The 10,648-nt window shown below is 52.7% G+C and carries 8 protein-coding genes; all 8 read right to left on the bottom strand.

Going from position 1 to position 10,648, the window contains the following annotated elements; genetic code table 11:
- Positions 1 to 1,095: 1,095 nt before the first annotated feature.
- On the bottom strand, positions 1,096 to 2,259 hold the full coding sequence (locus AXW11_RS04025) for a hypothetical protein (protein ID WP_286791887.1): 1,164 nt from the start codon (positions 2,257 to 2,259) through the stop codon (positions 1,096 to 1,098).
- Between the two features lie 8 nt (positions 2,260 to 2,267).
- Positions 2,268 to 3,218 (bottom strand): DUF5655 domain-containing protein, encoded by a 951-nt coding sequence (locus tag AXW11_RS04020; RefSeq protein ID WP_286791886.1) that lies wholly within the window; start codon positions 3,216 to 3,218, stop codon positions 2,268 to 2,270.
- The gene (locus tag AXW11_RS04015; protein WP_286791885.1) at positions 3,211 to 4,092 is read right to left on the bottom strand and encodes a hypothetical protein; all 882 of its coding nucleotides are present in this window, start codon (positions 4,090 to 4,092) and stop codon (positions 3,211 to 3,213) included. The genes AXW11_RS04020 and AXW11_RS04015 overlap by 8 nt, the downstream gene beginning before the upstream one ends.
- Before the next feature lie 3 nt (positions 4,093 to 4,095).
- Positions 4,096 to 5,577 (bottom strand): restriction endonuclease subunit S, encoded by a 1,482-nt coding sequence (locus tag AXW11_RS04010; protein ID WP_286791884.1) that lies wholly within the window; start codon positions 5,575 to 5,577, stop codon positions 4,096 to 4,098.
- Complete coding sequence (locus AXW11_RS04005) at positions 5,574 to 7,280, bottom strand: class I SAM-dependent DNA methyltransferase (protein WP_286791883.1); 1,707 nt, start codon at positions 7,278 to 7,280, stop codon at positions 5,574 to 5,576. Before AXW11_RS04005 ends, AXW11_RS04010 begins: the two co-directional genes overlap by 4 nt.
- Before the next feature lie 8 nt (positions 7,281 to 7,288).
- Positions 7,289 to 8,416, bottom strand: a complete 1,128-nt coding sequence (locus tag AXW11_RS04000; protein ID WP_286791881.1) for a Fic family protein — start codon at positions 8,414 to 8,416, stop codon at positions 7,289 to 7,291.
- Positions 8,417 to 8,724: 308 nt separating this feature from the next.
- On the bottom strand, positions 8,725 to 8,913 hold the full coding sequence (locus AXW11_RS03995; RefSeq protein WP_286791879.1) for a hypothetical protein: 189 nt from the start codon (positions 8,911 to 8,913) through the stop codon (positions 8,725 to 8,727).
- Between the two features lie 223 nt (positions 8,914 to 9,136).
- The coding region (locus AXW11_RS03990; protein ID WP_286791877.1) for a type I restriction-modification enzyme R subunit C-terminal domain-containing protein at positions 9,137 to 10,648 on the bottom strand (1,512 nt) is incomplete at its 5' end.

The following is a 10,648-nucleotide window of genomic DNA, read 5'->3' as shown; positions in this document are numbered from 1 at the left end:
CCATCCATCCAGGTAACGCCAACGAATTGTCATCTTGCTCTCCAGTGAATACATTCACCAGAAACCCTATCGTCACGACCTGAAAAACCGAGCACGTGGACCCTGAATTCTCAGCAGCCTACCCCTCCTCCAAAAGGCCCCGCGTATTTGCTCATTAAGCTAAATCAAGGACTTAAAAGTGGTGGGCAGCATGGTGGGCAAAGCAGAAAACACCATGCAAAAAAACCAATAAACTACTGATTTTAAAATACTTTTATTTTTTAACCAATAAGAAGATCCAGAATATCGAGTGACGCTGCCGCTGGGTGGAGAGGGTGTTTTGTGGGAAGTTCAGCTTGCTGAACGAATATCCTGACCCGTCTTGTCATCGCTTGCTGGTGCGCCATCTATCCGCACCCTTCCGAGGGGGCTCTCTGCCCCCGGCATGCATGCAAACAAGAAAGTCACTGGCTTGGTAACAGGTCATTTCCCAACCCAGGCAAAGTTAGCGAGCCCCATACTGGTAGCCAGACAGCAACTCGACCCAGAGCGCATCAGCCGAACTGAGGGAACAACACAGAAGAGTGATGCGTCAACAGGTGGGGCCGGACTGCATGGAAGAAGTGAACGGATGAGCATTCAGGCAAATCATTTCCTACATGCCTCTGTCCTAAAGATGGGGAAAAATGCTTTTTAAATCGAATTAAGCTCTTTTCTGTTACTTCAACAGCAGACAAGGAGCATAAATATGGCGAGCAAAAGCATGACCTGCATGAGCAAGCGAGGCGAACCGCTCACTGAGTATGAATTTGAATTTCAGGCTGAAGATGCAGCGAACTACATCAACACAATATATGGGAACGACCTAATTCCTTATGATTGCACCAAATGCAGATACTGGCACCTGACGCCCAAGAGCAGGCACACCCCAAGCCGAACATGCGGTTACTGCACCAGCGCTTCAGGTGAACCCAAAAGCCTTTATGAGACAAGAAAAGGGGCAGACAGGCGTGCCAGTATACTAGCCGAGCAAGGAGCCCCAAATCTGCGCGTCTACGAATGCCCCAATGACAATGGCTGGCATCTGACCAGTTCCAGCGGGTAAATATCGAGTCACTAAACCAGCGATATGCAGCCAGGGAGAGGGGCTTCAGCGGCTTCATACCCTTCTTCCTGGCTAACTGCCAGATGCAGCTTCCACCAATATTCATATCTATTAAAAAGGCACCGTCTAAATATCAAATTGGCTTCTCTCTCACGAGAGAAAAATACCTCCTGCCAAATATTGGAGGCGTAAAACAAGGGGAGCATGGAGGCCACATTTTCCTGCGGGTTTAGCGCCGACCATAGGCCTGCAAAGTCACCGAAAGAAAACTTCCGGCCCGGCTCCCGCCAGTGACTGATAACCTTATTCGGATCAGATTCATCAGACGCCCCAAGCCGCTTATCATTTCTCCGCCAGGCCGATGAGAACCCGGGGTTACTGGTGATTTCACCCGTCTTTGGCGGTTTATCTGGCCAGATACGTCGCGACTTCCTGAATGATATACAAGCCAACATATCAATAAGCCTGGCATTGGAAGTCTTGGCTTTGAAATCCGGGTTAAGAGGCATCAATCTCAAAAACCATGGAACAGGCGTTATATCAACAAACTCGGGAATTGATCTGTGAAACAAGACATCCATCAAAGCCAGCCATGACAGAACTGAATTGTCAAAAATCGAAATTAAATCTATTTTCAGATCAGCGTATTTTACGTCAGATACTGACGGGTAAGGCCCAGTCACAAACTCGTTATCGAGAGCCACCGGATCTATTATTTTTACTATACCTTCTTTTCTCTCATTCCTTATTGCGTTCAAAGCCTCACCAAGATCAGAACCATCATGAAACACCTCTGCCTCAAGCATCAAAGCAATGGGTAAAAATTCAATATTCTCGATATACTTAGCCTCTTCCATCAGCACTTCATAGCATGAGGAGTGCGAAGCCAGCACATGAGAAACGAGAGAGTAGATAAGCAGCCTTTCTTTATTATCTTCTGGGTGAGCACTCAAGCCAGCTTCCTGTCTTTTCCTGCGCCAGTAACCATCGATCTTTCCGACTAACCTTTCGGCATCAGAGTCATTCGCTGTCAAAGATAAAACCTTACGTACATCATTACTTCTGATGCCTACTTCATTATGCAGAAAGGAAGACAGCTTTCGCCCCAAAGCCAACCTCTTCAATAAGCGAGACGAAAACATTCCATCCATTGAAACCATAATTTTATCGCTCAATCTTCGAACTAACTCTGCTGATAGGCTTTATCCACAAGCTGCCTTGCTCTTTCCCAATCCTCTGCATTACGGATATTCACTTCCAAATCTCCCGTACCCCAATGGCCGATACTGCTCATGTCTCGGCTGAAGCTATTTTCTTCCCCCAATGAACCGGGGAGTTTGAGGTACATGACTAGGCGCGTATCTTTTCCTGGCATTACCAGTAGCGAGACGAAATTACGGATGCGTTTGAAGGCAGTGTAGAGCTTGAGCTCCTTGCGCTGGACTTCATCGCCCAGCTGCTCAATGTAGCTGCACACCGTGTCATAGAGCTTGAGCAGCTCGGGGGACGCCAACTCCAGTCGCTCTTGCTGGGATTTGTCGCCACTTCTCTTGCCGTCTTTGCGGCTATTGGTTTTCGCTGGACGTTTCGTTTGAAGGGACAAGGTTGTCGGAATCAGGGAACCGCTGGCGGTCTGGGCGTTGACCAATTCCAGCAGCAATAGCTCGCTACCGAAGTAGCGATAGCGCATTAGTTCGATATTGCGATTGATCTGCTGGACGGCGTGCTCGTCGTACTTGTTGAAGTCCGAGGCGATGCAGATCAGGCGAGTGCCACCCCATTCGATGGATTCAGCCACCTCCCTGCCAATCTGCTCCATGACCAGCAGCTTGAACTCGGCCTGATGATCCAGCAGCCAGTCCAGGTAGAACAAGCCCTGGTTGATTACATTCTCATTGCTGTGGCGCTTGTACTCGACGATCACCGGGCAACCGTTCTCATCCAGCCCCAAGGAGTCGATACGCCCTTTATGGGTTTTGCCAGTGCCATACTCACTGGCCAGGAAGCGGACGCCGAGCAGCACCTCCATGTTGGACTCCACATGAAGCTGAAGATCTTTTTCGAGCTTAACCGCGCTGCCCGCAAGCTCGGTTACGCTATTGCCTTTGAGCTGGAACAGTTTGATGTCACTCATCTTTCTCTCCAGCGACCAAATCGACAGTCGGCTCTGGAAATAGCTCTACCATGGCCGATACCGTAATGAGGAGGAGCTTCGCCTTCTCACGAGTAAACGAGGAATCCGGCTCTGCTTCATGGGCTGCTGAGTGGAGTACATTCTGCATATGGCCTCTCAACGAAAAAAGCCGTTGATCCAGCGTCATTGCCTCTTTCTCTGCTCTAGAATTTGACGCGGACGCTTCCATAGCTGAAAAAATGTTCCTCTTGTCCTTTCTACGCTCGCGAAGTCTCTCTTCCGCTTGCCTCAGTCTTGCCACGCACTCCCTATATAACCCTGATTCGAAAAGCGCTCTCGCCGTATACAGTAGGCTATAGACAGAATTTTCCCTTTCACTGCCATCTGCCGGGAACGATAAATCATGGAAAAGGTACTTCCTATACCCTGCAGAAGACAGAATATTCCCCCATTCCTGAACATTCTTATGTAGCGATTCATGACCGTTAAGGTTCCAATCCTCTATAGCACCATTCTGAGCATGCACTCTCAGCGAAGCTTGTATGTGCACTGAGAAATCCTTGCCTGCTCGCTCTTTCTCAAAGGCCTCCAGCAAAGGATAACCAACATGACCGGCATATATGATTTGCGTCTCATTTCCGTTAAAGGCTTGCGGCTGGTACGTCTGGTACAAATCGAACCGAGGCCACGGCAACTGGGGGCCTTGAGCATTTATCTGAAGAGATCCAGATAGAGGAATAGCGTTAATACCATTATCGGAAACCCTTCCCTTGAGATAAACCTCAATCCACGCACCAGCAAGAGCTGGCCGAGTAATCACATTCTTCGCACTAATATCAAACGCCACATAAGATCCATCTTTCAAAAAACTCACATCCTACCCCTTTCTTACCTTTGCTTTAGCTTTCTTCACCAGCTTGGCCGCTGCGCGTTCTGCCTTGATCTTTTCCAGCAGGGCTTCGGCGCTGTTTTCGCAACTGATCAGATCCGGGTTGTCCTTGCGCCATTGTTCGGTTAGTTCGCCGCGGAAGGCCTTGGCGAGGATGGATTGGGTGAGGTTATTGACCCGTGCCAGGGCGTTGTTGACCTGGGTTTCGATGGTGTCGGCGTAGGCGAAGAGTTGGTCTACGCGGCGAACGATCTCAGCTTGCTCGCTAAAGGTTGGCAACGGTGTGACCAGACGTTTAACGTCAGAAAGATTGATACCCCTTTGGGCAACACCTTTTGTTTTCTCTGCAAGTGCCCTGTATCCACCCGGAGACTGCAACAACAGAGCCACATAGCGCGATGAAATGTTCCCTCTAACAGGAATCATCGCTACTTCTCTACTAATATTTATTGGGTTGGCAACTAACTTATCATCAATAACTGCTGCATTTCCCACCGTCCCCCGAATAGCCAGCAGGACCTCTCCTCCCCTTAGCCTTGTTCGAGAGTATTTATCCTCAATTTCAGGAAGGACCTTTTTGAGATTATCGCTTTCTATGTATAGAGGCTTAACATCACCACAACGTATTGTAGGCACGCCTTCCTGCTGAGCCTCTCCTGTTTGGACGATTCCGTATGGAATACCTCTTTTACTATCAACAAGCTGCTCGAGTGCATATAGTTTCCACCTGTCCCAACTTGCGCCATCAAAAAAACTCACCGCAAGCTCAAGCTCCTCTGCATTTGGAAGAGGGATCGTAGCGAGCTTTCTATCTTCTATTATTTCTTCATCAATAGACTGGTAATAATCCTGATCAGTTATATTAAACCCCTCCGTCAACCTCCCGCTCACGGCGGCGGCGAGGACGGATTGGCGGAAGCGTTTGAGGATTTTCGGGATGCGTTCGAGTCGGGCCTTGGTGCTTTCTACCTGGGCCAGCAGGGTGTCGAGTTTTTCGGCGATGGCTTTTTGTTCGGCTCGCGCGGGGAACGCTATCTTTGCAGCCTCAAATTTCCCTTTTGTAACATGCCGCAATCCAACACCACCATGCGCACCAGAAATTAGTTCCTCCAATTTCTGATTAATGGCATATCTAAGATATTTTTTATGTATATATGACTCTTTGAAATCGATCTTGAAAATATGCTGATTTAGCGCAGCCGTTTCTCCGCACCACACATGTGCGCCGAAGGATGTTCCCGGAGTTCCCGACCATGCGAACAACAAATCGCCATTTTCTATTCGATGCTTATCCGCAAGATCACCATCAAAATGATTATATTTCGCATCAGGATTATTGAGGTTTTGGATGCGGATAATTGGAAGTCCTGTTTCGCTCCATTCCGTTGTCTTGAAGGCTCTACCATTAATCAAGTCACACAGCTCTCCTATGCTAGAACTGTTCCAAAACGCTGGCTTAACTTGGCTCATGACCTTTCTTCATCCTTCAAACCAAAACATTCAGCAACTAGCAATTTCTGCCCATCAGCTTCCTCTCCAGCCCCCAACTCCCGCATCAACCCATCCAGCTCACCCAGCGCCTGCACCAGCTCACCCATGGCCTCCCCTGCCAATACTTCCGGCTCTGGAAGATTGGCTGCATCGACACTGTCGCTGTCCTTGAGCCAGGCGATATCGAGGGAGTCACCCTTATGGTCGGCGATCCATTCGCGGGTGAAGCAGCGCCAGCGGCTGTGGACGAGCTGGTCGTCGACGCCCTGGTTTTCGTCGGTTTGTTTGGCGTCTTCGCTGAGGTCGATCTCTTCGGCGTTGAAGCTGTATTCGCCTTCGGTGCGGTTGTCTGGGTGAAGGATCGCCTGCAGGCAGGCTCCTACGGCGGCATCGTCCATACCGGGGGCGTAGACCTGCTCGAAGGGTTTGAGGTGTTGTTCGCCGAAGGGGGTGCGTTTGCCGAAGCTGGGCATGTTGGTGCGAAGGTCGTAGACCCAGACGTTTTCGGTGCAGTTTTCTTCCTGCAGTTTGTCTTTGGCGCTGCCCTTGGTGAAGAACAGCACATTGGTTTTTACGCCCTGAGCATAAAAGATGCCGGTGGGCAGGCGCAGGATGGTGTGCAGGTTGCACTTGTTCATCAGGTCGCGGCGGACGTCGGTGCCGACGCCGGCTTCGAACAGCACGTTATCGGGCAGCACCACGGCGGCGCGGCCGCCGGGTTTGAGATTGCGGTAGATGTGCTGCAGGAAGGCGAGCTGTTTGTTGCTGGTCTTGTAGGTGAGGTCATCGCGAGTGATGGAGGCTTCCCCGCCCTTGGCGGTGCCGAAGGGCGGGTTGGCGAGGATGACATCGGCCTTGTCCAGGCCCTGGCCGACCATACCCAAGGCGTTACCGAGGTGAACCACGCCCTCTTTGTCGCCTTCCATGCCGTGGAGCAGGCAGTTCATCAGCGCCAGGCGGCGGGTGGAGGGCACCAGTTCCACGCCGATAAAGGCCTTGTTCTTCTGGAACGTGGCGTCCTTGGCGCTGAGATCGAGATAGTCATCGGTCTGGGCGCGCATGTACTGATCCGCCGCGACCAGGAAGCCGGCGGTGCCGGCGGCCGGGTCCTGAATGGTTTCGCCAATTTGCGGGCGGATGCAGCGCACCATGGAATCGATCAGGGCGCGGGGGGTGAAGTATTGCCCGGCACCGGATTTGGTTTCGTTGGCGTTCTTTTCCAGCAAGCCTTCGTAGAGATCCCCGAGGCCGTCTTTCTGGGCGCTGAACCAGTCGATCTGGTCCAGGGTCTTGATCATCTGTTCCAGATGGCGGGGTTCGCTCAATCGAGTCTGAGCCTTGGCATAAATAGCTGTAATCAGTGGATCATCATGAACCTTCACTTCTATGGTCTTCGTCGGATCACTCGAATCGACCATAGTTCGTTTTCCCGTTCCCAAAGCAGTGAGAATCGCTTGATAGTCGTTCAACAAATTAATTCCCGACTTCTGATTCAGATCGGTCCACCTACAACCTTCTGGGAGCAGGTGTTTTTCCAGCATCGGCAGATCTGAAGTTTCGTGAACCATCTTGATAAACAGCAGCAGCACCAGCTCGGTGACGTAGTCAGAGTAGTTGATGCCGTCGTCGCGGAGGACGTCGCAGAGGTTCCAGAGTTTCTGGACGATGTCGTTGTTGGTCATGGTCAGCCTTATGCGTTTTGGGTGGCAGGGAAGATGTCTCTCCCTTCACAGATGTTAAGCAAGGCAGGAAAGGCGTAGATGGAAGGCCGGCGGCCCTGCCCTTCCTGCAGAATAATGAGCGGCCCGGTTTCCTGAACCAGCTGGCGCAGCAGGCCGTGCAGGGTCTGCTTGTTAATACCGGTACGCCGGGCAAAGTCGCCCGCGCTGAAAATCGGACGATCAAAGATGCCGTCCAGCAGCTTGGGGCTATGCTGGCTGTGGGTGATATCTGCCATTGCCGCCTTGGTTTCTTCATAGAGCGCCATGATGCGACGGACTCTATCCAGATTGGTGCGCGCCTGCTGAATGACCGCACGCAGAAAGAACTGAATCCAGCCGGTCCAGTCGCCTTCGGCGGAGATAGCCGAGAGGCGCTGGTAATACTCATCACGGTGGGCTTCCAGGTAGTCCGACAGGTAAAACATGGGGCTGGAAAGCCGCTGTCTGGCGTACAGAAAAAGCGGTATCAGCAGGCGGCCAATACGGCCATTGCCGTCCTTGAAGGGATGCAGCAACTCAAACTGAGCATGAACGATGGCGGTCTGTGCCAACACATCGAAATCATTGTGTTGCAGGTATTGCTCCCACTGCTGCAGGTGGCTTTCCAATTGCAGCGGGTTAGGCGGCACGAAGCTGGCTTGTTCGATACTGCAGCCGGGACGACCAATCCAGTTCTGCTCCCTGCGGAATTCACCCGGCGCCTTGTGTTGCCCACGCACGCTATCAAGCAGGATGGCATGCAGCTGCAACAAGAGGTTGAGGGTGATCGGCCTGCCATCCTTGAGATGCTCCTGGGAGAGCATCATGGCTTTGCGGTAGTTGAGGATTTCGTTGATGTCTTCGTTCTTGCGATCATCGAAGTTCTGGCCGGCTTCCCGCTCCAGCACCTCCTCCACGGTGGCCTGAGTACCCTCGATTTTTGAGGACAGCACCGCTTCCTGCTGAGTTAGCGGTGACAGCATGACCGCAGGATTCACAATGCCTTGCAGCAAGCCACTGTATTCCGCCAGCTTGGCATTAGCCTCGCCAACCAGGGTGATCAGCTGGGCGTAGTCGATGTCTGCCAGTGGCAGGTCTTGTGGTCGATAGGGTTCCATGGGCACCGCCGCTAGCGTATTAGTTTCTTTAATATGTCATTCATAAATGACTTTGTGTTGACTCTACCATTCACAAAACTACTTGTGTATTAAAAATAGAGAAAAGCAATATATAACAACGTTTGTGGATGGCAGTTCATGCACAAGGCCATTTGTGTATTAAATAACACCAACAATCAATACAAAAAGGCCCGTATGTTCAGGGCATCGACACAGAGAGAAAACCGGGGTTTAGGCAGAGCCCTCCCCTGCCGCCTCTTTACTGCTCCAATTCCTGAGCGCATCGACGCTGTGGCTGTTGGTCGGGGTCAGTCCCGATTCAGTATGTCGATATAGGCGGTGTAGGCGTAAACGCGGTTGCGTTTCTGGCCGGTCATTTCGCGCACCAGCCCCAGCTGGTGTTCGAAGGCATCCATGAGATCCGGACAGCCGGCCAAGGGCGGCCAGAGCCTCCCAAAGCCGCTACTGGTGTATTGCCCGGTGAGTCCTCGCTGCATGGGGGCGCGCCTCGGAAGTTAAAATAAGAGAGGCAGCTATTTCAACTTGTGGCCTTAGTTGTAATAACGACACACCTTATTTCAAGAATGACTTATGTCCACGGCATCGACATGTTGTTCCGATATGTCGATAAATCGCCCTTTTTTCGACATATAGAGTAAATCGGGCCAAGACAGGGCCAATCGCGGTCGAACGACCGCTCCCACAGGGGCCAGAGGATTATCAGGCGCTGACTGGCGGCCAGATGGCCTCGCCCAGCTCATCCAGCACCGTATCCAGCTGATTTTCCAGCACTTTATCCAGGGCTTTCACGCCGCCCTGCTCGCCGAAGCGCTGGTTGACGAAGTCCCGGTCGATGATCACTTCGTGGACCAGTTGCTTACCCAGGCGCTCCAGCCACTTGAGCTGGTTGGGGTTCCAGCTGTGCTGGGCGTAGATGCGGTCCATGGCTTCGGCCACGCGCTGCTCGAAGGGCTTGAGGGCTTCGCCCAGGGCGGCGCGGCGGATGTGGCCGACAATGCTGGCGGCGATATCCTTGTTGGTCTGGTTGCGCACGGCGCTTTGCAGCCTGGCTTCGGTGTAGCCGTTGTTATCCAGCAGCAGGCGCACTTCCTTGAGTTGCTCGCGGGTGAGGTCGCGGGGCTTGTTCACCACCACCGCCAGGGCGGCGGATTCGTTGAGCTGGTGCTGGATAAAGGTGGTGAAGCTGTCCAGGTAGTCTTCCGGCCGCTGATGTTTGCCGTAGCTCTGGCTGCGGTCTTTCAGTTCATCTTCGTGATCGGAGATCAGCGGCATGCGCTCGCTGCCGAGCAGCACTTTCACTTCCGCCAGCTGATCGACCAGGCCACCATGCTGCTGAAGGAAAGCCGCAGCCTGTTTGGGGCCGAGATCGTGCAGGTGCTTGTGGAGGATTTTCGGCTCCACGCCCCAGAGCTGCTCCAGTTCGCTGAGCTTGTTTTTGACCTGGGGGTTGGTGTCGGCTTTTTGCCCGGCCTTGCGCAGTACCTGCATGAGCTTCTGGCTGAGCTGGCTGAGCACCACATCCGCATGGCTTTCGTCCTGCTGTTCGCCGGGGGCGTTGAGGGCTTGCTCCAGGGTGTCCGGGTTGGCCAGTTCGTTGACCAGCTGCTCCAGGGTGATGTGGGGATCTTTCACCAGCGGCTTCATGGTGTTCACGTCGTCCAGGGCGGCGTAGATATCCACCGGATCGTAGATGCGGAACACAGTCTTGCCGATGTCGTCACAGCGGCGGGTGGCGCGGCCGATCATCTGCTCGTAGAGAATGCGCGAGCGTACCCGGCGCAGGAACACCAGGTTGCAGATTCTGGGTACGTCGATACCGGTGGTGAGCAGATCCACGGTGATGGCGATATTGGGGTAACGCTCATTCTTGTACTGGCTGATGAGCTGGGACACCTTGTCGCTCTGCCCGGTGATCTTGGCCACGGCAGCCTGGTTGTAGGCGCCGTTGTAGGTTGCCTTGAAGGCATCGTCGAGTAGCCGTTTAACCATGTCGGCGTGGCGATCGGTGGCGCAGAAGATCATGGTCTTCTCGTCATCAAAGGGGTCCAGCTCTTTGGCCAGTTGCTCGCAGATCACCCGATTAAAGTTTTCGTTGATGACGCGCTTGTTGAAGGTGTCGACGTCAAAGCTGACGTCGTCTTCCAGTTCGGCAACTTCCACCGCACCGCTCTGGGTATTGATGGCGCTGACCCTGGCACCCTTGTCGAACTT

The organism is Marinobacter sp. Hex_13, assembly GCF_001566815.1.
GTDB lineage: Bacteria > Pseudomonadota > Gammaproteobacteria > Pseudomonadales > Oleiphilaceae > Marinobacter > Marinobacter salarius.
Note: the sequence above shows the minus strand (reverse complement) of the source record. Positions and strands in the feature narration are given on the sequence as shown.

What these genes read in the sequence shown, in the direction of transcription:
- AXW11_RS04020 (WP_286791886.1), bottom strand. Translation starts at nt 3,218, where the DNA reads ATGAGTGACATCAAACTGTTCCAGCTCAAAGGCAATAGCGTAACCGAG.
- AXW11_RS04010 (WP_286791884.1), bottom strand. Translation starts at nt 5,577, where the DNA reads ATGAGCCAAGTTAAGCCAGCGTTTTGGAACAGTTCTAGCATAGGAGAG.
- AXW11_RS04005 (WP_286791883.1), bottom strand. Translation starts at nt 7,280, where the DNA reads ATGACCAACAACGACATCGTCCAGAAACTCTGGAACCTCTGCGACGTC.
- AXW11_RS04000 (WP_286791881.1), bottom strand. Translation starts at nt 8,416, where the DNA reads ATGGAACCCTATCGACCACAAGACCTGCCACTGGCAGACATCGACTAC.
- AXW11_RS03995 (WP_286791879.1), bottom strand. Translation starts at nt 8,913, where the DNA reads ATGCAGCGAGGACTCACCGGGCAATACACCAGTAGCGGCTTTGGGAGG.